This window comes from Actinomadura harenae, assembly GCF_003696215.1.
Classification (GTDB): Bacteria; Actinomycetota; Actinomycetes; order Streptosporangiales; family Streptosporangiaceae; genus Spirillospora; species Spirillospora harenae.
The window spans coordinates 43,974-65,266 of the sequence record NZ_RFFG01000020.1; the positions used below are offsets into that span (position 1 = coordinate 43,974).

Sequence of the window (21,293 nt, forward strand, 5' to 3'; positions counted from 1 at the left end):
CTAGCTAGGTGATGCTGCGGAGGTGCGGATGAGCGTCACCCTCGCGACCGACGTCGGCGGGACGTTCACCGACGTGGTGCTGACCGGGCCGGACGGCCGCGTCGTGGTCGCCAAGACGCTGACCACCGCGGACGACCCGACCGAGGGGCTGCTGCGCGGCGTCCGGCGGGTCCTCGCGGACGCGGGGGTCCCGGCGGGCGCGGTCACCCGGGTCGTCCACGCGACGACGCTCGCGACCAACGTGATCCTGGAGCGGACGGGCGTGCCGGTCGCGTTCGTCACGACCGAGGGGTTCCGGTCGATGCTCGCGCTCGGACGGCAGGCCCGGGTCGAGGAGGACCGGTACGACCGGTTCTTCGTGCAGCCGGAGCCGCCCGTCCCGCTGACGCACACGTTCACCGTCCCGGAACGGCTGGACGCCACGGGCGCCGTGCTCACCCCCCTGGACGAGGCGGCCGCCGAAGCCGTGGCCGGACGGATCGCGGAGCTGGGCGTCTCGGCCGTCGCGATCTGCCTGCTGCACTCGTACCTGAACCCCGCGCACGAGCGGCGCCTCGCGGAGATCGTCGCGGCGCGGCTGCCGGACGGCACGCCGGTCGTCGCGTCCTGCGACGTGTGGCCGGAGTTGGGGGAGTACGAGCGGGCCACGACGACGCTGATGTCCGCCTACGTCGGGCCGGTCATGGCCGCCTACCTGCGCAGACTCGAGGAGCGGCTGCGCGGGGCCGGGGTCCGCGCGCCGGTCCGGGTGATGGAGTCGGCGGGCGGCGTGCTGCCCGCGGCGCTCGCCGCCGACCGCGCCGTGTACACGATCGAGTCCGGACCCGCCGCCGGGGTCGTCGCCGCCGCGCGGCTCGGGGCCCGGCGCGGCCTCGCCGACCTGGTCTGCTTCGACATGGGCGGGACGACCGCGAAGGCCGGGCTCGTCCGGGGCGGGCGTCCGGGCGTCACGCACGAGTTCCAGGTCGGCGGCAAGGGCAGCCACGGCGGACGGCGTCCCGGGACCGGCGTCCCGATCAAGGTGCCCGCGATCGACCTCGCCGAGGTCGGGTCCGGCGGCGGGTCCCTCGCCTGGGCGGACGCCGGGACCCTGCGCGTCGGGCCGCGCTCGGCGGGCGCGGACCCCGGCCCCGCCTGCTACGGGCGCGGTGGGACCCTCCCCACCGTGACCGACGCCGATCTCGTCCTGGGCTACCTCGACCCGGACGGCTTCGGCGCGTTCCGCCTGGACGCGTCGCTCGCCCGCGCCGCGATCGAGGAGCACGTGGCGCGTCCCCTCGGCGTGGACGTGACCCGCGCCGCCGCCGCGATCCACGACATCGCGGGCGCGCAGATGGGCGCGGCCGTGCACGTCGTGACCGTCCGGCGCGGCATCGACCCGCGCGGGTTCACGCTGGTCGCGCTGGGCGGCGCGGCTCCGACGCACGCCGCCGGCCTGGCGGAGCGGTTCGGGATCGGGCGGGTGCTCGTCCCGCCGCACGCCGGGGTCGGGTCGGCGGCCGGGCTGCTGCACGCCGACCTCGCGATCGAGCGGGCCCGGACGTTCCTCGAGCCGGTCGCGCGGCTGACGTCCTGCTCGGCCGGCCGGGAGTCGCTGGGGGAGCTCGCCGGGCTGCTGGCCGAGCTGGAGCGGGCTGCGCGCGCCGATCTGTCGGCGGACGGTGAGGCCGTGGTCGTCCGGTCGGTCGGGGTCCGGTTCGTCGGGCAGGCGCACGCGTTCACCGTCGAGCTGCCCGCAGGGCCCGTCACGCCGGAGACCGTCCGGGGCGCGGCCCAGGAGTTCTACAAGCGGTACCACGAGTCGTACGGCATCGACCTGCGCGATCCCGCCGAGCTGACCACCGCGCGCGTACGAGTGACGCTTCCCGGGGACGCTCAGCCTTCGCCGCGGATCACTCCCGTGCCGTCGCCTACGGCGTCCCGCCGGATCTGGCTTTCGGGTGAGTGGGTGGACGTGCCTGTACGCGCGCGCACGAGCCATGCGCCCGGCGAGTCGTTCGACGGGCCTTGCATGGTCACCGAACCGCAGTGCTCGCTGCTCGTCCCGTCCGGATGGCGCGGCACCGTGGACGACGAGGGCGCGATCCTCCTGGAGGCCCGGTCATGACGTCCCCCGATCTGACGGCGGAGATCCTGCGGAACGCGCTGTGCGTCGCGGCCGAGGAGGCCGGGATCGTGGTCGTCCGGTCCGCGTACTCGGCGTTCATCGTGGAGGGCGCGGACGCGGCGGCGGCGATCCTCGACGCGCGCGGACGGCTCGTCGCACACTCCCTCTCGACCGCGCTGATCCAGTGCGCCAGCCTGCGCGGCGCCCTGCCGTTCCTGCTGGACGCGCACCCGCCCGAGACCATGGAGCCGGGTGACGTGTTCGTGCTGAACGACGTCTACCAGGGCGGCATCCACGCCAACGACCTGCTCGTCTTCAGGCCCGTTCTCGTGGACGGCGCGCCCGCCTACTTCACGGGAACGCTCATCCACGTCGCCGACCTTTCGGGTATCTCCGCAGGTGGGATGGCCTCCGACGCGACCGACGTGTTCCTTGAGGGGCTCCAGTTGCCGCCCGTCCGGATCGCGACGGCCGAGGGGCTCGCCGACGATCTCGTGCGCGTTCTCGCGGCGAACAGCCGCACGCCCGAACGGCTCGTCGGGGATCTGCGCGCGCTGATCGCCGGGGCCAACGTCGCCGCCCGCCGCCTCGAGGAGATCATCGAGGCGCACACGCCCGAGGGCCTCGCGCGCGGCATCGCCGACTACCTCGCGCACACCGAACGCCGCATGCGCGACGGCCTCGCGGACATCCCGGCGGGCACGCGCCGCGCGTCCTACACGCTGGACGACGGGCACACCGTCCGCGTCGCCGTCACCTCGGACGGCGCGGGCGCGCTCACGGTCGACTTCGACGGCACCGACGAACAGGTCCCGCTGCCGGTGAACTCGGGGTTCTCGCAGACGATCGGCGGCGTCCTGTACGCGGTGCGGTGCTTCGTCGACCCGGCGCTGCCGATGAACGAGGGCTGCTTCACGCCCGTCGACGTCCGCCTGCCGCGCGGCACGCTCGTCCACTGCACGCCGCCGTTCCCGGGAGGCGGACGCTTCGGCACGGTCGCCGCCGCCGAGGAGGCCGTCCTCGCGGCGATCGCCCCGGACGGCGCCGCCGCGTCCGGGATCCTCCAGGCGTTCAGCATCAGCGGCGTCCGGACGCCCTGGCTGCACATGGCGTTCGACCTCGGGGGCACCGGCGCCCGGCCGGACGGCGACGGCGTCGACGCCACGGGCGCGCTGTTCGGCGGCGGCCGCAACATCATCCCGCAGGTCGAGCCGGTCGAGGCGCGGCTGCCCCTGCGGATCGAGGAGATCTCCCTGATCCCCGACTCGGGCGGCGCCGGACGGCACCGGGGCGGCCTCGGCACACGGACCGTCCTGCGCGTGCTCGACGACGCGCGGGTCGACACCCGGGGCGAGCGCCTGCGCCGCCCGCCGCCCGGCGCGTCCGGCGGATCACCCGGACGCGCGGGCTCCTACCTGCGCGAACGCGCCGACGGCAGGACCGAGCCGCTCGGCACGAAGGCCACCCGGCAGCCGCTCGCGGCGGGGGAGGCCCTGATCGTCGAGACGTCCGGCGGCGGGGGCCACGGGCCGTCCGGCCGGCGCGCTCCCGAAGCCCTCGCACGCGACCGCGCCGACGGGAGGATCACGTGAAGTTCGGCATTCCGCTCGGCCTCGTCCACCCTGCGGCCTGGAAGGACCTGGCCGTCACCGCCGACCACGCCGGTTTCGAGTCGGTCTGGCTCGCCGAGCACCTGGTGTTCGCGACGGACCTGTCCACCGCGACCTACCCCGGCACCGACGAACCCGGCATCAACCCGGCGACGCCGCTGTACGACGCGCCCGCCTACCTCTGCGCCCTCGCCGCGCTGACCAGCCGTGTCCGGCTCGGCACCGCCGTCTACCTCTACGCGCTGCGGCACCCCTTCACCGCCGCCCGCGCCTTCGCGACCCTCGACCAGATCTCCAACGGCCGCGCGATCGCCGGCGTCGGCGCGGGCTGGTACGAGGGCGAATGGCTCGCCGCGGGCCTCGACTTCGCCTCCCGGGGCCGCCGCCTGGACGAGGCCATCGCCGTCTCCCGCCGCCTCTGGACCGAACCCGCCGTCGAGCACCGGGGCGAGTTCTACGCCTTCCCCGAGGTCGCCTTCGAACCGAAACCCGTCCAGCCGCGCCTGCCCGTCCTCGCGGGCGGCGAGTCCAGGGCCGCCCTCCGCCGGGCCGCCACCCTCTGCGACGGCTGGATCTCCATGCCCCAGACCCCCGACCGGATCCGGCCCCGCATCGAGCTGCTCCGCGAACTCCGTGAGGAGGCCGGACGCGGTGGTGAACCCTTCGAGATCACCGCGCACGCCTACGCCCTCGAGGACCCCGCCGAGGTGGACGAATGGGCGGCACTCGGGGTGGACCGGCTGATCGTCCGGCCCTGGCGGCGCTCCCGGGACGCGGTCGAGGCCGTGGCCGCCTTCGCCGAGACCTTCGCCGAAACCTTCGACCTCCCTGACAACATGTGACATCCCGCCCCGTGTGCCCCGGCGCTGACATACCGTGCGGACCATGGCGAGAGTGCTCGTGGTGGAGGACGATCCGGACGTCCGCACCGCGCTGGTCCGCGAGCTCGGCGCGCGCGACCACGTGGTCCGCAGCGCCGGGACCGCGATGGACGCGCTGCGCGAGGTGACCCAGGCTCCCCCCGACGTGGTCGTCCTCGACCTCGGGCTGCCCGACCTGGACGGCGGCGAGGTGCTGAAGATGCTGCGCGGCGTGTCGGACGTGCCCGTCGTCATCGCCACCGCCCGCGACGACGAGCCCGGGATCGTCCGGCTGCTCAACGCGGGCGCGGACGACTACCTGATCAAGCCGTTCTCCGCCGAGCACCTGTCCGCGCGGCTGGCCGCCGTGCTGCGCCGGGCGGCGCGGTCCGGCCCGGTCGCGGAACTGCGGGTCGGCGGGCTGCGCATCGATCCGGACCGGCGCGAGGCCGCGCTCGACGGCGCGCCCCTGGAGCTGACCCGCCGCGAGTTCGACCTGCTCGCCTACCTCGCCGCCCGCCCCGGACGCGTCGTCGCGCGCCGCGAGCTGCTCGCCGAGGTGTGGCGGCAGCCGTACGGCGACGACCAGACCATCGACGTCCACCTGTCCTGGCTGCGGCGCAAGCTCGGGGAGACCGCCGCGCGCCCGCGCTACCTGCACACCGTCCGCGGGGTCGGCGTCCGCCTGACCGCCCCGTGACGCGGCCGGCCGGGCCCGGGGGCGCAGGGCTGTGAGGGGGGCGGGGCTGTGAGGGTGGCGGGGGCGGCGCGGTGAGGCGGACGCTGGTCATGGTGGCGCTCGCGGCCTCGGCGATGGCCGCGCTGGCGTTCCTCGTCCCGCTCGCGCTGCTGATGCGGGACACCGCGCGCGACCGGGCGGTGAGCGCCGCCGAACGGCAGGCCGCGTCGATCGTGCCCGACCTCGCCGTCGCGTCCGCCCCGGCCGACCTGGAGCGCGCCGTCGCGGCACGGCCCGCCGGCGCCGCCCACCGCATGGTCCTTCACCTTCCGGACGACTCGACCGTGCCCGCGCCGCACCGTCCGGGCGCCACGTCCGCGCAGGTCGTGGCCGCGATCGCGCGCGGACACTCGACCACGGTCCCGGTGCCCGGCGGGGAGTCGCTGCTCCAGCCGGTGTCCCTGGCGGGCGGCCGGGTCGTCGTGGTCGAGGTCGTCGTGCCGCGCTCGGAGCTGACCCGCGGCGTCACCCGGTCCTGGCTGGTGATGGGCCTGGTCGCGGCCGTGCTGGTCGGCGGCGCGGTGCTGGCGGCCGACCGGCACGGCGCGCGCGTGATCCGCGCGACCCGGCGGCTCTCGGACGCCGCGGCCGCGTTCGGCGACGGCGACCTCGGCGCCCGCGTCGCCCCGGACGGCCCGCCCGAGGTCGCCGAGGCCGGGCTCGCGTTCAACGCGATGGCCGACCACGTCGTCCAGCTCCTGGCGGCCGAACGCGAGATGGCCGCGGACCTGTCGCACCGGCTCCGCACCCCGCTCGCCGCGCTGCGGCTGAACGCCGAGGCCCTCGGCGACGGGCCGGTCGCCGACCAGACCCGCGAGGCCGTGGACCGGCTCGAACGCGAGGTCGACCAGATCATCCGGACCGTCCGGCGGCCGACCGCGCGGGGCAGCTGCGACGCCGCGAAGGTGCTGCGCGACCGGGTCCGGTTCTGGTCCGTCCTCGCCGAGGACGAGGGCCGGTCGTGCGAGCTGATCGGCGCGGACCGCCCGGCGCCGCTGCCGCTGCCCGGCAGCGAACTCGCCGCCGCCGTCGACTCCCTGCTCGGCAACGTCTTCAAGCACACCGCCGAGGGCGCCGGGTTCGCGGTCACCCTGCACCAGGGACGCGGCGTCACCGGCATCCTCGTCGCGGACGCCGGGACCGGCATCGCCGACCCCGAGGCGGCCCTGCAACGCGGCCGCAGCGGCGGCGGCTCGACCGGGCTCGGCCTGGACATCGCCCGCCGCGCCGCCGAGTCCACGGGCGGCCACCTGCGCATCCACCGGTCCGCCCTCGGCGGGGCCCAGATCCAGATGTGGTTCCGGACCCGCTGGCTCCCGCCGCAGCGCCGCTCCCGCCGCCTCGTCCGGCGGCGGCACACGCGGTCCGACTAGACCTGGGTGACGGACAGGCCGTTGCCGTCCTGGTCGCGGAAGGCGAACATCGGTGGCGCGCCCTCCCAGACCAGGACGTCGTCGGCGTCCACGCCCCTGCCCACCAGCTCGTCACGCAGCGCCCGCGCGTCCGCGGTCGCGAGCCGGATCTCCGTGCGCCGCCCGGCGGGCGACTGCTCGCTCGCCGGGACCAGCGCGATCGTCGTCGCCGCCCCGGCCGGGGCGACCTCGATCCAGCGCCCGCCGAACCGTCCCAGCGGCACGTCCCGCCGCACCTCCATGCCGAGGACGCCGACGTAGAAGTCGACGGCCTTGTCCTGGTCACTGACCGGGACGCCCGCCGCCCAGATTCCGGTGATACCGCTCATATGGACCTCCCTGCTCCGATTAGCGCAAGGACAGACCCCGGGACATCCCAAAACTCATCGGACGGCGCCCTGCCCCTCAGATGATCGCGAAGCCGTACTCTCCGGCCAACACGTCCAGCCGGGGATCCCCGAACCGCTCCCGCATCGCCTTGAACGCCAGCGCCTTGTCCTCGCCGAACCGCCCGACCTTCACCGTGTAGGTCGCCGCCGACACGAACACCGGGGGCGTCGACTTGCTGTGGAACTTGTCCGCGTACATGACGACCGCCTCCTCGTCTGTCTCCGCGAGGAAGTCGGCCTCCGGCAGCGGCAACCCCTGCTCCCGCACGTCCGCGCAGGTCAGGCCGACCCCGGTGTGATGCGAGCAGAACCGGCACAACGCCTCCGGCAGGCCCTCCTCGCGCAACAGCTCCTCACCGAGCACCCCGTGCCGGATGTAGTCGGCGGAGTCGAGCCGCCCGTCCGGCCCGTAGAGCCGGTACACGCCGATGTCATGCAGCAGCGCCCCCGCCCGCACCAGCGGACTGTCACTGAACTGCCCGGCGATCCGAGCCACGATCTCGCAGTGCGTGAACACCAGCTCGAACGCCTCGGCCGAGGGAGCGTGCTTCTCGTGCAGCCCCCGAATCTCCCCATCAGACGGAACCCGCATCCCGAAATCCTAAGCGCCCCCACCCGCCACCCGTCCGCCGCCGCGGGAGTCCTGACGTTCTTTCGCAGCTCAGAGCCGGTGGGATAACGGGGGCTCAGGCTGGGCCTAAGGGAGGGTTAAGGGAGGCCTGGCGAGGGGGTTCGGGTGCTTAGTGTGGCGGGAGCCAGGGTCTGGCTCTGGCTCTGGTTGACAGGTGATCGGTCCGTACGGCCCGCGTGACCCCGCTCGGGGCCGTGCGGGCCGGTCGCGTTTCCGGGGTCAGCGGGGGAGGCCGACCAGGAGGGTGCGGAGGGCGTCGGCGGTGCCGGTGGCCGAGGTGGCGCCGGTGGCCAGGCGCCGGACGGCGAGGCCGTAGAGCAGGGAGACGACCGCGGGGGCGTGGCGGTCGGCGTCCTTGATGCCGAGCGCGGTGAGGATCGCGGCGGCGAGCCGGTCGTAGGCGGCGACCGAGCGGGCCGAGGTGGCGCGCACCTCGGGGTCGCGGGCGGCGTGCAGGTGCAGCTCGAGGTTGGCGATCTGGTGGTGGTCGGCGGCGAAGCCGGCCATGGCCTTCTCGACCTCGTCGGCGGCGCGGTCGGGGTCGAGTCCCGCGTCGCGGAGCTGCTCGACGTGCGCGGTGATCCGGGTGATCTCGTCGTCGACGAACGCGGCGAGGGCCTCGCGCAGCAGGTCGGACTGGCTCGGGAAGTGGTAGGTCAGCGAGCCGAGGGAGACCCCGGCGGCGCGCGCGACGGCGCGGTTGGTGACGGCGCCGACGCCCTGGTCGGCGATGAGGTCCAGGGTCGCCTGGAGCATGCGGTCACGCGGGGTGGTGCTCATATCGGGTCCAGTCTTCCCCATCCCGACGCCGGGAGCTATCGTTCGTTCGAACGAACGACAACTGGAGAGAGGTGCCCGGATGGACGACTTCCTCGGCCTGGCCGAGCAGGCGGCGCTGCTGGCGGGCGGCGCGGTCTCGTCGCGGGAACTCGTGGAGCGGACCCTCGCCCGGATCGACGCGCTGGAGTCGCTGCGGGCGTTCCGGGTCGTCCGGCACGAGGCGGCCCTGGCGGAGGCGGACGAGGCGGACCGGCGGCTCGCGGACGGGGAGCGGCTGCCGCTGCTCGGCGTCCCGGTCGCGATCAAGGACGACACCGACCTCCAGGGCGAGACCACGCCGTTCGCGGTGATCGGCGACCACCGGCCGGCCACCGAGGACGCCGAGGTCGTCCGGAAGCTGCGCGCGGCGGGAGCGGTGATCGTCGGCAAGACCACGACCTGCGAGATCGGGCTGTGGCCGTTCAGCGAGTCGCCCGGGTTCGGCTGGGCGCGCAACCCGTGGAACCCGGAGCGGACGCCGGGCGGGTCGTCCGGGGGGAGCGCGGCGGCGGTCGCGGCGGGCATGGTCGCGGCGGCGGTCGGCTCGGACGGCGCGGGCTCGATCCGCATCCCCGCGGCCTGGTCGCACCTGGTCGGGATCAAGCCGCAGCGCGGACGCGTGTCGGGCTTCCCGAACCGCGACCCGTTCAACGGGATCACGGTCTGGGGCCCGCTCGCCCGGACGGTCGGGGACGCGGCGCTCATGCTGGACGTCCTGACCGGCAGCCACCCCGAGGACGCCTACCGGCTCGACCGTCCCGTCACCCCGTTCGCCGAGGCCGCCCGGCGCGAGCCGGGGCGCCTGCGCGTCGCCGTCTCGTTCCGGACCGCGTTCGGCGTGCCGGGCAGGCTCGACCCGGAGATCCGGCTCGCGGTGGAGCGGCTCGCGCGGCGGCTCACGGCGCTCGGCCACAAGGTGTTCCCCGCCGACCCGGACTACGGGCCGATCTTCATGGGCCTGGTGCCGCGCGGCACGACCGGCGTCGCGGACTGGCTGGACGCCATGCCGAACCCGCGCCCCGAGCCGCGCACCGAGGTGGAGGCGAGGATCGGCCGGATCGCGGGCCGCCGCCTGCTGCCGCTCGCCCGCCGCCTCGACCCGTACTTCCGGCACCGGGTCGGGCGGATCTTCCAGACCGCCGACGTCGTCCTCACGCCGACCACGGCGCAGCTGCCGCTGCGGGTCGGCGCGTTCGAGGGGGCGGGGTACCAGCGGACGCAGTCGGGCGTCGCCGCCGCCTGCCCCTACGCCTGGACCTGGAACGTCCTCGGCTGGCCGGGCGTGAACGTCCCGGCCGGGTTCAGCCGGGACGGCCTGCCGATCGGCGCGCAGCTGCTCGGCCACGACTCCGACGAGGCGACGCTGATCTCGCTCGCCGCGCAGCTGGAGGCCGTGGAGAACTGGGCCGACCGGCGTCCCGCCGAGGCCGTCGGCGGCCCGCGTCAGTAGCCCGCGTCAGTTGCCCGCGTCAGTTGCCCGCGGCGGTGGCCCGCGTCAGTAGCCCGAGCCGGTGACCAGGCCGCCGTCCACGAGCACCTCGCTGCCCGTGCAGTAGGACGCGTCGTCCGAGGCGAGGTAGGCCACCAGCCCGGACACCTCGCGCGAGTTCCCCAGCCGGCCGAGCGGCAGGCCCCCGATCAGGGCCTCCGCGCGGTCGGCCGTCGCGTCGATGACGTCCTGCTGCATCGACATCCCGGTGACGATCCCTCCGGGATGGATGGAGTTGACCCGGATGCCGTACCTGCCGAGTTCGCGCGCCGCCGACTTCGTCAGCCCGCGCACACCGAACTTGGACGCGCTGTACGCCGACAGCCCGGCCGCGCCGATGAACCCCTCGGTGGACGACACGTTGATGATCGACCCGCCGCCGGAGTCGCGCATCGCGGCGGTGACGGCCTTGATGCCCTGCCACTGGCCGAGCACGTTCACCTCGATGATCGCCCGCGCCTCGTCGAGCGTCATGTCCTCGATCGTCTTGTGCTTGAGGATGCCCGCGTTGTTGACCAGGACGTGCAGCCCGCCGTAGGTCTCCACGGCCGTGCGCACGGCGTTCGCCCAGTCGTCGGGTCTCGTCACGTCCATCCGGACGAACCGGACGGCGTCCCCGAGGTCGGCGGCGAGCTTGGCCCCGGCCTCCTCCAGGAGGTCGCCGGCGACGACGCGCGCGCCCTCGGCGACGAACCGCCGGACGTGCGCCTTGCCCATGCCGCGCGCGCCGCCCGTGACGATCGCGACCTTGCCGTCAAGACTTCCCATCGAGGGTCCTCCTCATCGCGGCGACCGCGCTCGCGGCGGCCTCCATGCTCCGGTAGACCGGGACGCCCGCCTCGCGCGCGACGGCCCGCACCTCGTCCTCGACGCCGGGCGGCGCGCACTCGGCGTTCCGGACGACCAGGGTGATCCGCGTGTCCGGGACGTCCGCCTGGAGCCGTCCGACCGCGCGCGTGTAGGCGACGAGCGGGTCGGCGCTGTTCCCGAAGGTGAAGAAGCTCTGCACGTTGACGTGCGCGACGACGTCGGAGAACGCGCGCCGCTCCAGGATGGCCGCCACGGCGTTCCGGACCAGGTCGGGGTCGCCGCGCGGCCCGACGGGGATCTCGAGCGGGTTCGCGAGCGAGCTGCCCGCGCCGAGTCCGAGCCCGCGCAGGGCCTCGACGGCGGCGTCCGGGAACTGCGGCAGGCCGAGGGACGCGCCGTCGAACACGTCGGCGGCCAGCACGCTCGCGCCGCCGCTCGGGCCGATCACGAGCACGCCGTCGCCGCGCACCTCACGGTGTCCGTGCAGGTCGAGGCCGTCGAGTGCGCCGATCAGGTCGTCCTGGGACCGGACGATCGCGGTTCCGGTCTGGACGCCGAGCGCGGTCCAGATCCGGTCGTCGCCGATCATCCCGCCGGTGTGCGAGGCGGCGGCGGTCCGTCCCTGGGCGCTGCGTCCGCCGACGAGCGCGACGACCGGACGGCGCGCCGCGCGCAACGCGTCGAACAGGCCGCGTCCGTCGCGCGGGTCCTCCAGGTACAGGCCGATCGCGGACGTGCCGTCGTCGGCGTCGAGGTAGCGGAGCAGCTCGGCGGGGGTGACGTCGAGGCTGTTCCCGACGGTCGCGACCTTGGAGAACGCCAGGCCGCGCCGTTCGCCGACCTTGATGATCTCGCCCGCGAGGCCGCCGCTCTGCGACACGACCGCGATCCGTCCCGGCCGTCCCGGCTCGCCGCCGATGAACGTCTGCCCGCCCGCCGGGGAGTACACGCCCATGCAGTTCGGGCCGAGTAGCCGCACGCCCGCCTCACGCGCCGCCTCCGCGAGGTCGGTCTCGAGCTCGGGCTCGCCCATCTCGCGGAAGCCGCCGCTCATGACCTGCACGAACGGCACTCCGTGCCCGTTCTGAGAGCTCGCCTGCCGCACGACGTCGGCGCACTGCTTGGCGGGGACGGCGACCAGCGCGTAGTCGACGTCCGCCTCGGCGAGCGACGGGACGCACGGCACCCCGTCGATCTCCTCCGCCGACGGATGGACGGCGACGAGCCGCCCCTGGTACCCGACGGCCTTGTAGAAGGTGAGGAACATGTTCCCGAAGTTCGGCCGCTTCGTGGACGCCCCGACGACCGCGACGCCGCGCGGCGCGAACAGCCGGTCGAAGTCGGTGACCGGCGGCGGCGCGTCCACGGAGGGCGCGGGGAGGTCCAGGTCGTCGCGTCCGACGAGCCGCGCGTCCACGGCCACCGCTCCGGACGGCCCGCAGATCACCGGGTTCAGCTCGAACTCGGTGAACCCCTCGCCGAGCGCCGTGACCATGTCGCTCATCGCCAGCAGCACCGCGACCAGGGCGTCGCGGTCGACCGGCGGACGTCCCCGGAACCCGTCGAGCAGGGACGAACCGCGCAACTCCGTCGGCATCGCGTGCGCGTCGCCCTCGCCGATCGGGGCCAGCCGCAGGGACGTGTCGCGCAGCGCCTCGGTCCAGACGCCGCCGAGCCCGACCATCAGGACCGGCCCGAACGCCGGGTCGCGCACCGCGCCGACGATCATCTCGACGCCCGGCTCCGCCTGCTCCTCGACCAGGAAGCCGTCCGGGACGATCCCCTTCGCGGTGAGCGCCTCGAGCATCCCGGCGGCGGCCTCGGCGGCGGACCCGGCGGAGCCGAGGCCCAGCCGGACGGCGCCCGCGTCGCTCTTGTGGAGCAGGCCGGGGCCGAACGCCTTGACGACCAGCGGCGGCGTCAGCTCCGCGGCGGCGGCCTCGAGCCCGTCCGGGGCGCTCGCGGTCGCGCCGCGCGGCACGCTCACCCCGAATCCGGAGATCCACGCCTTGACCTGGTGTTCGGGAACGTGGTTCACGGTCCTCCTCAGACGCGGTCGGCGTAGGCGTCGCGGATGCCGCGGCGCAGCAGCTTGCCGGGGCCGCCGGACGCGTCCTGCGTGTGCGGGAGCTCCTCGGCGATGACGACCGCGTCGGGGTGCCGGTGGGCGGGCAGCCGGGCGGCGAGGGCGGCCTTGACGGCGTCCTCGGTGAGCGACGCCCCCGCGCGCGCGACGACCGCGACCAGCACCTTCTGCTCGACCGCGTCCTGCCCCTCGGGGTGCGCCGGGATCCCGACCGCGCCCGCCTCGGCGACGCCGTCGAGCTCGATCGCGGCCTCCTCGATCTCGACGGGCTGGGTCCACTGGCCGCCCTTGAGGATCGCGTCCTCGCGGCGTCCGAGGACGTGGACGAAGCCGCCCGCGTCCATCCGGCCGAGGTCGCCGCCGACGTACCAGCCGTCCCGCAGGACGTCGGCGGTCCTGCCGGGCAGCTTGTCGTAGCCGGCCATCATGTTCGGCCCGGCGAGGTTGATCTCGCCGACCTCGTCCAGCACCCGGTTCCCGTTCGGGTCGGTGATCCGGACCGCGCAGGACGTGCGGGCGCGGCCGACGGACGAGATGTCCTGGCTGCCGTCGTCCTGCCGTCCGAAGCAGGTGTAGGGGGCCTCGGTCTGGCCGTAGTAGCTGTAGATCGCCGCGCCCGGGACGCGCGTCAGGATGCGTTCGCGGAGCGCGGGCGGCAGCGGCTCGCCGCCGAGCACGATCGCCCGCAGCGAGGAGAGGTCCACGCCCTCGTGGTCGTCGGAGCCGAGCAGCGCGGAGAAGAAGCTCGGGATCAGCGAGACGTGCGTGACCTTCTCGCGCGGGACGACCCGGAGGAAGTTCGCCGGGCCCCAGTCCTGTTCGAGGACCAGCGTCATGCCCGCGTAGAACGCCGGGCCGACCAGCGCGGGGAAGCCGATGCCCCAGATGATCGCGCCGGTGCCCATGACCGAGTCCGGGCCGTGCTCGACGTCCAGCCAGATCTGCGCGGACGCCAGCGACGAGAAGTGCGTGTGCATGACGGCCTTCGGGAGGCCGGTCGTCCCGGACGTGTAGAACAGCGCGAGCAGGTCGTCGCCGAACCCGCCGAGCGGGGGTTCGCTCTCGCCCGCGTTCGCGGCGAGCGCGTCGACGTCGACGGTGTCCTCGGCCGCCCCGCCGACGCGCAGCCACAGCTTGACGTTCGGCAGCCCGGGACGGATCTGCTCGACCAGGCCCTCGACGGTCGCGTCGTACACGAACGCGGTGCACTCGGAGTGCTCGACGACCTGCCGGAGGGTGTCGGCGGGCCAGTACGGGTTCAGCGCGGCGACGACCGAGCCGATCTTCATCTGCGCGAGGTACACCTCGGCGACGTGCAGGGTCTCGTTCATCAGGGACGCGACGCGCGCGCCCGGGGTGATCCCGGCGGCGAGCAGGGCGTGGGCGACGCGGTTGACCCGCCGGTTGAGCTGGTCATAGGTGAAGCTCTGCTCGCCGCAGTAGGTCAGCGCGGTCTTGTCGGGGGTGCGGAGGGCGTTGGCGGTCAGGATGGCGTGGGCGTAGTTGCTGAAGTCGCTGCTGGTGGAAGGACTGTTCTCTCGCGCCACGGCTCGGCTCCTTCGGCTCAAGCTGCAGGGGGTGGGTGCGGACGGACGGCGGGAGGCGAGGAAGGCGATCGGTGGATCGGAAGCGGTCGGTCAGCGGGAGGAATAGAGCACGAACGGGTTCCCGGCCGGGTCGCGCAGGACGGCGCGGACCTCGTGCGGGCCGTCCTCGGGGCCGCGGACGAGCGTCGCCCCGGCGGCGGTGAGCCGCTCGACGGTCGCCGCGACGTCCTCGACCTTGAAGGACGCGGCGGGCGCGCCGCCGGTGACGTCCTCCTCGGGCCCGGCGATCGCGAAGGTGGCGCCGCCGCCGTCGAACGCGGCGTACCGCCCGCCGTCCTGGAACCTCAGGGTGAGGCCGAGCCCGTCCCGGTAGAAGGCGACGGCCTGCTCGACGTCCTGCGCGGGGTAGAGCACGTTGCCGAGGCGCGGAAGATCGGTCATGCGGGTCTCCAGTGGGGGATCGGCCCGAACCCGGGCAGGTCGGCGAACCGGACCCGGACCGGCATGCCGATCCGGACGTCCTCCGGCGGGCACCCGGTGACGTCCCCGAAGACGCGCGCGCCCTCGGGGAGGTCGAGCCAGGCGACGGTGTAGGGCGGCGCGAATCCGGGGAGGAACGAACGGTGCACGACGGTGAACGTGTGCACGGTGCCGTGTCCGGACACCGCCTCGTACGCGAGCTCCGTTCCGCCGCAGTAGGGGCAGCGGGGTTCGGGGAAGTGCACGAAGCGGCGGCATCCGGCGCAGCGCTGGAGCGCCAGCTCACCGCGCCGGCAGGCCGCCCAGTAGGGCTCGGTCGGCGGGCTCGGCGTCGGAGCGGGGCGCGGGTCGTCCATCGCGGCCCAAACTAGCGCACGCTTGGTTGAGCGACAAGAGCGCGGAATGCGGCCCGGGTCCGGCGTTCCCTACGAGGCCGCGAGGCGGTCGCGGGAGAGCCGGTCGGCGCGGCGGGTCGTCTCGGGCAGGCGGTAGCGCGGCGCGAGCGCGAGCGCCAGGCGGCACGCCTCGTCCAGGCCGACGCGGTGGCCGACGGAGACGAAGACCGGCTTCACGCCGTCCTGGGTGCGCAGGACGCGGCCGACCTCCGCGCCGTCCAGCAGCAGCGGGGACCCGTCGCCGCGCCTCGCGCCCGGCTGCTCGTGCGTGCCGACGAACGCGGTCTTGGCGACGCCGATCGCGGGCAGGCCGGTGATGATCCCGAGGTGGCACGCCAGCCCGAACCGGCGCGGATGCGCGAGGCCGTAGCCGTCGCAGACGAGCAGGTCGGGCGTCGTGGACAGGCCGCGCAGCGCCTCGATGAGCGTCGGCAGCTCGCGGAACGCGAACAGGCCCGGGACGTACGGGAAGTCCGACGTGCCGACCGCGACCGACTCCTCCACGACGTCGAGGGTCCCGGCGTCCAGCACGACGGCCGCCGCCGCGACCCGCGCGTGGACGCCGCCGCCGTCGCCCGCGTACGAGACGTCCAGTCCGGCGACCGTGCGCGGAGTCACCGAACCGGACGCGTCGACCTGCCCGCGCAACGCGTTCTGGATCGCCTCGGCCTCCTGCGGTGTGGACGGCCAGGCGTGCGGAACCGTGATCTCCATGGCGGAAACCGTAGCGCCGCCCCAGACTTGGCCCATGACCGAACTGGAGACGGAGCGGCTGGTGCTGAGGCCGCTGACGGGCGCCGACTTCGACGACTACGCCGCGATGATGGCGGACCCGGAGGTGGGGGCGGGGCTGGCCGAGGGGGTCGGGCGGTCCGTGGACGACGTGTGGCGCAATCTGGCGATGTTCATCGGGCACCGGGAGATCCGCGGCTACTCGCACTGGGCGCTCATCGAGAAGGGCAGCGGGGCGTTCGTCGGACGCGCCGGACCGTGGAGCCCGCACGGCTTCCCCGGCCTCGGAGTCGGCTGGTGCCTGGCGCGCGGGCACTGGGGCAAGGGGTACGCGTCGGAGGCGGCCCGCGCGGCGCTCGCCTTCTCCTTCACCGTGCTGGACGCCGAGGAGGTGGTCTCCCTGATCCTTCCGGGCAACGAGCGCTCGGTCGCCGTGGCCGAGCGGATCGGGCACCGCCATCTGCGCGACACCGAGTACCGGGGGCGGCGGGTCCACGTGTACGGGCAGAGCCGTCCCCGGCCGGAGCGTCGAGACTGACCCGCGACTACCCAAGCAAATGCTAGGTCGCTTAGGCTGGCCGGGTGCCGACCGATCTCACCGACCTCGCGGCCCCCGGCCACACCGCGCTGCTCGTCATGGAGATGCAGCGCGGCGTCGCCGGCGACCTGGCCCGCTTCCCCGACCTGGTGAAGACCTGCGCCGACCGCGACGTGACGGCCAACGCCGCGCGCGTCGCGGCGGCCGCCCGCGCCGCCGGGGTGCGCGTCGTGCAGTGCACGGCCGCGTTCCGTCCCGACCGCGCGGGCAGCCACACGCGCAACTCGCCCTTCCTGCGCGCCCTGCTCAAGGACCCCTCGCACATGCTGGAGGGGACAGCCGCCATCGAGGTGCTGCCCGAGCTGTCCGACCCGTCCGACCTCGAATCCCGCCGGTACCACGGGTTCTCGCCGTTCACCGGGACGTCCCTCGACATGACGCTGCGCTCGCTCGGAGTCACCACGGTCGTCGCCGTCGGGCTGTCGCTCAACCTCGGTATCCCCGGCCTGTGCCTGGAGGCGGTCGACCTCGGCTACCGGGTCGTCTGCGTGACCGACGCCGTCGCCGGGACGCCCGCCGAGTACGGCGACGCCGTCCTCGCCCACACGATCCCGCTGCTCGCCGCGCGCGCCACCGCCGGCGACCTGGTCCGCGCCTGGGAGGGCTGATGGACGGTCTCGACCTCACCGGACGCGTCGCCGTCGTCACCGGCGGCGCTGGCGGCATCGGCCGCGCGATCTGCGCCGACCTCGCCTCCCTCGGCGCGCACGTCGTCGTCGCCGACCTCGACGCGGAGGCCGCCGCCGAGACCGCGAAGCCGCTCGGCGCCACCGCCCGCCGCGTCGACCTCGCCGACTCGGCGTCCATCGACGCGTTCACCGCGCACGTCGGGCCGGTGGACGTCCTCGTGCACAACGCGGGCGTCAGCTTCGTCGAGCCGTTCACCGAGAGCGACCCCGCGCACTGGGACCTGATGTGGAAGATCAACCTGCGCGCGCCGATGCAGCTCACCCGCGCCCTGCTGCCCGGGATGTCCGAACGCGGCCACGGCCGGCTCGTGTTCGTCTCGTCCGACGGCGCGCGCGCCGGATCCGGCGGCGAGGGCGCCTACGCCGCCACCAAGTCCGGGCTGTTCGGACTCGCCAAGACCCTCGCCCGCGAGGCCGCGCGCGGCGGCGTCACCAGCAACGTCGTCTGCCCGGGACCGACCGACACGCCCATGGTCCGGAAGGTGGCCGAGCGGCACCCGGACCTGCTGGACAAGCTCGCCCGGCAGATCCCGCTGCGCCGCATCGGCCGCCCCTCCGACGTCGCGGGCCTCGTCGCGTTCCTCTGCACCGACCGCGCCGCCTACATCACCGGCCAGACCCTCTCGGTCAGCGGCGGGATCACGATGCAGTGACCGGGCTACAGAGAGGCGTAGGCGGCCTCGACCAGCCGGTACGAGCGCAGGTCGCCGGAGAGCTGGTCGCCCATGCGGTTCGGCAGGTAGGCGATGGCGAGGTCCGCGTCGACGTCCGCGAGGCCGAGCGCGCCGCCCGCGCCGGTGTGCCCGAACGCCGATTCCTGGCCCGCCTCCGGCGTGAAGAACGTCATCGACGGACGCATGAAGCCGCGGCCGAACGCGCTGTCCACGGTGAGCGTCAGGTCCTCGCCGCGCACCCGCGTCCGGATGCCCTCGCGCAGGGTCTCCGGGCGGACGTACCGTCCGGCCACCAGGTTCGCGTAGAACCGTCCGAACGCGCGCGCGGTCGCGACCATCCCGGCCGACGGCCAGCCCGCGCGCAGCACGACCGGGTTGTTGAACCCGCCCTTGCCCGGGCTCGGGTTGTTCAGCCCCCGGTTCATGCGGCTTTCGGTGTCGAGGAAGGCGTTGGCGAGGCGGGTGAGGCGCGCCTCGTCGTCCACCGCGCGCGGCCCGGTCTCGTTCTGGACGCCGCGGACGTTCGTCAGCCTCGCCGCGCGCTCGATCACCTCGTCCGACGACCCGACCCACAGGTCCAGGTCCGCCGCGAACTCCTTCTTGACGAACTCCCCGGCGGGCATCCCGGCGAAGTGCCGGACCAGGTTCCCCGCGAGCCAGCCGTAGGTCAGCGCGTGGTAGCCGTGCGCGGTGCCGGGCTTCCACTCGGGCTCCTGAGCGGCCAGCTCGGCGGCGCGCGCGTCGGCGTCGGCGGCCTCCTCGGCCGTCACCGGACGCGCGAACGCCGGAAGCCCGGCCTGGTGCGTGAACAGGTGCTCGTTGGTCGCGGCGTCCTTGCCGTGGACGCCGAACCCGGGCCACCAGGCGGTCACCGGCGCGTCCCAGTCGAACGCGCCGCGCTCGGCGAGCAGCAGGGCGGCCGTCGCGGTCAGCGCCTTGGTGCAGGAGAAGCCGAACGCGGGCGTGTGCTCGAGCCACAGGCGCCCGGTGCGGCGGTCGGCGAGCCCGCCCCACAGGTCCACCACCTTGCGGCCGCCGGAGTAGACCGCGACGGCCGCGCCGATCTCCCGGCCCTCCGCGAAGTTCCGCTCGAACACGTCCCGGACGGCGGCGAAGGCCGGATCGCAGTGCCCCTGCACCGTGGTTCCCTGCGCGGTCATGGCGGCGTCCTCTCCTCGGGAAGGGTCTGAACCGAATGATGCTCGATGAGCCGAACAACTGGGGACGCTGGGGTGCCTCGGACGAGCGCGGCGCGCTGAACCTGCTGACCCCGGAGGCCGTCCTGGCCGCCGCGTCCTGCGTCCGGGAGGGACGGGTGCTGGGCCTGTCGCTGCCGATCCGCGGCGCCACGTCCTCGCCCGCGCCGACGACGGTCCCGCACCTGCGCGGACGCCCGCTGCCACAGCACTTCATGTCCGTGGACGGCGGCGACTACGCGGCCGGGACCAGGGCGATCGGCGCGGGGCTGCGGATGGCCGACGACGCGCTCGTCGTGACCCCGCACGGCACCACCACCCACATGGACGCCCTCTGCCACATGTGGTCGGGCGACGAGCTGTACAACGGGCACCCGGCGAACCGGGTCCGCTCCTACGGTGCCGGACGCTGCGGCATCGACAAGGCCGGGCCGGTCGTCGCGCGCGGCGTCCTGTTCGACGTCCCGCGCCTGCGCGGCGTCCGGCACCTGGCGGCGGGCGACCGCGTCACCCCGGAGGACCTGGAGGCGTGCGGGGTGGACGTCCGTCCCGGGGACGTGGCCGTGATCCGCACCGGATGGCCGCTGACCTGGGAGGACGGCCCCGACGCGTACTGGAGCGGGCAGCCCGGCCTGTCCGCGGACGCGGGCCGCTGGCTCGCCGGGCTCGACGTGTGCGCGGTCGCGTCCGACAACGCGGCGATCGGCGGCCTCAACGAGCGCCAGCTCGCCGACGAGGGCCTGGCCGACGACCTCCACATGATCCTTCTCTGGCGGCACGGGATCCCGCTGCTGGAGATGCTGTGGCTGGAGGAGCTGTCCGAGACGTCCCGGACGGACTTCCTGTTCCTCGCCGCCCCGCTGCGGATCGAGGGCGGCACGGCGAGCCCGGTCACCCCCGTGGCCGTCCTCTGACCCTGTCCTATCGATCGGCTGTGCAGTGCCTGAATATTCGCTCTATGGCCACACAAAAGTGACCAACGGGTGATCGTCCGTGGACAGCCTTGCGGAGGTCCCATCCCCCAGAGCAAGGAGGACGCCAGATGCGCAGACTCGTGATGGCCGGCGCGGCCGGGGCGCTCGCCGCCGCGTCCGTCTCCCTCACCGGGACCGCCGCCACCGCCTCGCCCGCAGCGCCTGCCGCGCCTGCAGCGCCTGCCGCGCCTGCAGCGCTTGCCGCGCCGGCCCCGAACGTCCGGTTCGTCGATGCCGGGCAGAGCTCCGCGCAGGTCGACGCGTTCTGGACGAAGGAGCGGATCGCGAGCGCCAGGGAGTACCGGGGAACGGCCGCCGCGTCGGCCGGAGGCGGCGCCTCGGCGGACGCGTCCGCGCAGGCCGCGCCCTACGTCCGCTCCGGCGTCCTGCCGAAGGGCGAGGCCGGGAAGGTCACCGCGCAGTGGCGGCAGCCCCCGGCACTGGGACGGCTGTACTTCAGCCTCAAGGGCCAGACCTGGATGTGCTCGGCGACCGTCGTGGTGTCCGACAACCACGACACCATCGCGACCGCGCGGCACTGCGGGTTCGGCGAGGGCGGCGGCAACTACCGGTTCGCCCCCGCGTACTCCAAGGGCAAGGCTCCGCGCGGCTGGTTCACCTGGCGCAAGGCGGGCTGGGTGACCACGTCCGGGGTGAAGGGCGACAACGCGTTCATCGTCCTGAACAAGCGCAGCGGCAGGCACGTGCAGGACGCGGCGGGCGCCGAGGGCGTGGCGTTCAACTACTCGCCGGGCTCCTACTCCACGAACCTGCTCGGGATCCCGGGCGACAGGGACTACCCGTGGCGCTGCTCCGGCAAGCCGCGCGGCAGCAGCGACAAGCGCGTCATCTACCTCGCGAACTGCAAGGGCATGAGCGGCGGAGCCAGCGGCGGCCCGTTCCTCATCAGGTTCAACAGCGGCACCGGCGTCGGCTGGCAGACCGCGAGCTACTTCGGCTCGTGCGGCAGGGACGCCTGCGGCGCGCAGTGGCAGAAGGACGCGCTGGCCGTCTACCGGGGCGCCCAGCACCGCTGACGCCCGAGCGGGACGGCGG

Annotated in this window: 21 protein-coding genes; 11 read left to right on the forward strand and 10 right to left on the reverse strand. The window is 74.5% G+C overall.

Annotated features, from left to right (window positions below):
- Positions 1-28: 28 nt before the first annotated feature.
- The 5 genes from EBO15_RS13660 (at position 29) to EBO15_RS13680 (ending at position 6,689) form a co-directional block, all read left to right on the forward strand.
- A complete protein-coding gene (locus EBO15_RS13660) occupies positions 29-2,107 on the forward strand; it encodes a hydantoinase/oxoprolinase family protein (protein WP_122194738.1) in 2,079 nt (692 codons plus the stop codon).
- Complete coding sequence (locus tag EBO15_RS13665; RefSeq protein ID WP_233616170.1) at positions 2,104-3,699, forward strand: hydantoinase B/oxoprolinase family protein; 1,596 nt, start codon at positions 2,104-2,106, stop codon at positions 3,697-3,699. The genes EBO15_RS13660 and EBO15_RS13665 overlap by 4 nt, the downstream gene beginning before the upstream one ends.
- Positions 3,696-4,559: a TIGR03619 family F420-dependent LLM class oxidoreductase gene (locus tag EBO15_RS13670; protein ID WP_122194740.1), complete on the forward strand. Its 864-nt coding sequence runs from the start codon at positions 3,696-3,698 to the stop codon at positions 4,557-4,559. The genes EBO15_RS13665 and EBO15_RS13670 overlap by 4 nt, the downstream gene beginning before the upstream one ends.
- A 43-nt stretch (positions 4,560-4,602) precedes the next feature.
- Positions 4,603-5,277, forward strand: a complete 675-nt coding sequence (locus EBO15_RS13675) for a response regulator transcription factor (protein WP_122194741.1) — start codon at positions 4,603-4,605, stop codon at positions 5,275-5,277.
- A gap of 71 nt (positions 5,278-5,348) precedes the next feature.
- On the forward strand, positions 5,349-6,689 hold the full coding sequence (locus EBO15_RS13680; protein ID WP_122194742.1) for a sensor histidine kinase: 1,341 nt from the start codon (positions 5,349-5,351) through the stop codon (positions 6,687-6,689).
- Here the strand turns inward: EBO15_RS13680 and EBO15_RS13685 are convergent.
- The 3 genes from EBO15_RS13685 to EBO15_RS13695 all read right to left on the reverse strand — a co-directional run bounded on the left by EBO15_RS13685 (position 6,686) and on the right by EBO15_RS13695 (position 8,528).
- Entirely contained in the window at positions 6,686-7,057 is a 372-nt protein-coding gene (locus EBO15_RS13685; RefSeq protein WP_122194743.1) for a VOC family protein, read from the reverse strand. The two genes, EBO15_RS13680 and EBO15_RS13685, sit on opposite strands and share 4 nt — an antisense overlap.
- Before the next feature lie 76 nt (positions 7,058-7,133).
- Positions 7,134-7,709 carry an HD domain-containing protein gene (locus EBO15_RS13690; RefSeq protein WP_122194744.1) on the reverse strand — a complete coding sequence of 192 codons (576 nt, stop codon included), beginning with the start codon at positions 7,707-7,709 and terminating at the stop codon, positions 7,134-7,136.
- Between the two features lie 258 nt (positions 7,710-7,967).
- Positions 7,968-8,528, reverse strand: coding sequence for a TetR/AcrR family transcriptional regulator (locus EBO15_RS13695; protein WP_122194801.1), 561 nt, complete (start codon positions 8,526-8,528; stop codon positions 7,968-7,970).
- Between EBO15_RS13695 and EBO15_RS13700 the strand changes: the two genes are divergently transcribed.
- Positions 8,503-10,017, forward strand: coding sequence for an amidase (locus EBO15_RS13700; RefSeq protein WP_122194745.1), 1,515 nt, complete (start codon positions 8,503-8,505; stop codon positions 10,015-10,017). The two genes, EBO15_RS13695 and EBO15_RS13700, sit on opposite strands and share 26 nt — an antisense overlap.
- Before the next feature lie 45 nt (positions 10,018-10,062).
- Here EBO15_RS13700 and EBO15_RS13705 read toward each other — a convergent pair whose 3' ends face one another.
- The 6 genes from EBO15_RS13705 to EBO15_RS13730 all read right to left on the reverse strand — a co-directional run bounded on the left by EBO15_RS13705 (position 10,063) and on the right by EBO15_RS13730 (position 16,088).
- Complete coding sequence (locus tag EBO15_RS13705) at positions 10,063-10,824, reverse strand: glucose 1-dehydrogenase (protein WP_122194746.1); 762 nt, start codon at positions 10,822-10,824, stop codon at positions 10,063-10,065.
- On the reverse strand, positions 10,811-12,904 hold the full coding sequence (locus EBO15_RS13710; protein WP_122194747.1) for an acetate--CoA ligase family protein: 2,094 nt from the start codon (positions 12,902-12,904) through the stop codon (positions 10,811-10,813). Before EBO15_RS13710 ends, EBO15_RS13705 begins: the two co-directional genes overlap by 14 nt.
- Before the next feature lie 8 nt (positions 12,905-12,912).
- A complete protein-coding gene (locus EBO15_RS13715) occupies positions 12,913-14,499 on the reverse strand; it encodes a class I adenylate-forming enzyme family protein (RefSeq protein ID WP_122194748.1) in 1,587 nt (528 codons plus the stop codon).
- 90 nt (positions 14,500-14,589) lie between these two features.
- A complete protein-coding gene (locus EBO15_RS13720) occupies positions 14,590-14,940 on the reverse strand; it encodes a VOC family protein (RefSeq protein WP_122194749.1) in 351 nt (116 codons plus the stop codon).
- Complete coding sequence (locus EBO15_RS13725; protein WP_122194750.1) at positions 14,937-15,335, reverse strand: Zn-ribbon domain-containing OB-fold protein; 399 nt, start codon at positions 15,333-15,335, stop codon at positions 14,937-14,939. Before EBO15_RS13725 ends, EBO15_RS13720 begins: the two co-directional genes overlap by 4 nt.
- A 69-nt stretch (positions 15,336-15,404) precedes the next feature.
- Positions 15,405-16,088: an endonuclease V gene (locus EBO15_RS13730; RefSeq protein WP_122194751.1), complete on the reverse strand. Its 684-nt coding sequence runs from the start codon at positions 16,086-16,088 to the stop codon at positions 15,405-15,407.
- A gap of 34 nt (positions 16,089-16,122) precedes the next feature.
- Here EBO15_RS13730 and EBO15_RS13735 point away from each other — a divergent pair, with 34 nt between their 5' ends.
- The 3 genes from EBO15_RS13735 to EBO15_RS13745 are packed head-to-tail and all read left to right on the forward strand — an operon-like array spanning position 16,123 to position 18,046.
- Positions 16,123-16,644, forward strand: a complete 522-nt coding sequence (locus tag EBO15_RS13735) for a GNAT family N-acetyltransferase (RefSeq protein ID WP_158628220.1) — start codon at positions 16,123-16,125, stop codon at positions 16,642-16,644.
- A gap of 44 nt (positions 16,645-16,688) precedes the next feature.
- Positions 16,689-17,312, forward strand: a complete 624-nt coding sequence (locus EBO15_RS13740; RefSeq protein ID WP_122194753.1) for a cysteine hydrolase family protein — start codon at positions 16,689-16,691, stop codon at positions 17,310-17,312.
- Positions 17,312-18,046, forward strand: a complete 735-nt coding sequence (locus EBO15_RS13745; RefSeq protein WP_122194754.1) for an SDR family NAD(P)-dependent oxidoreductase — start codon at positions 17,312-17,314, stop codon at positions 18,044-18,046. The genes EBO15_RS13740 and EBO15_RS13745 overlap by 1 nt, the downstream gene beginning before the upstream one ends.
- A gap of 5 nt (positions 18,047-18,051) precedes the next feature.
- Here EBO15_RS13745 and EBO15_RS13750 read toward each other — a convergent pair whose 3' ends face one another.
- The gene (locus tag EBO15_RS13750) at positions 18,052-19,227 is read right to left on the reverse strand and encodes a serine hydrolase domain-containing protein (protein ID WP_122194755.1); all 1,176 of its coding nucleotides are present in this window, start codon (positions 19,225-19,227) and stop codon (positions 18,052-18,054) included.
- A 38-nt stretch (positions 19,228-19,265) separates the two neighbouring features.
- On the opposite strand from EBO15_RS13750, the gene EBO15_RS13755 reads away from it, so the two are divergent.
- Both EBO15_RS13755 and EBO15_RS13765 read left to right on the forward strand, forming a co-directional pair.
- Positions 19,266-20,177 carry a cyclase family protein gene (locus EBO15_RS13755; protein WP_122194802.1) on the forward strand — a complete coding sequence of 304 codons (912 nt, stop codon included), beginning with the start codon at positions 19,266-19,268 and terminating at the stop codon, positions 20,175-20,177.
- Positions 20,178-20,305: 128 nt separating this feature from the next.
- Positions 20,306-21,274, forward strand: a complete 969-nt coding sequence (locus tag EBO15_RS13765) for a hypothetical protein (RefSeq protein WP_147481486.1) — start codon at positions 20,306-20,308, stop codon at positions 21,272-21,274.
- Positions 21,275-21,293 lie beyond the last annotated feature (19 nt).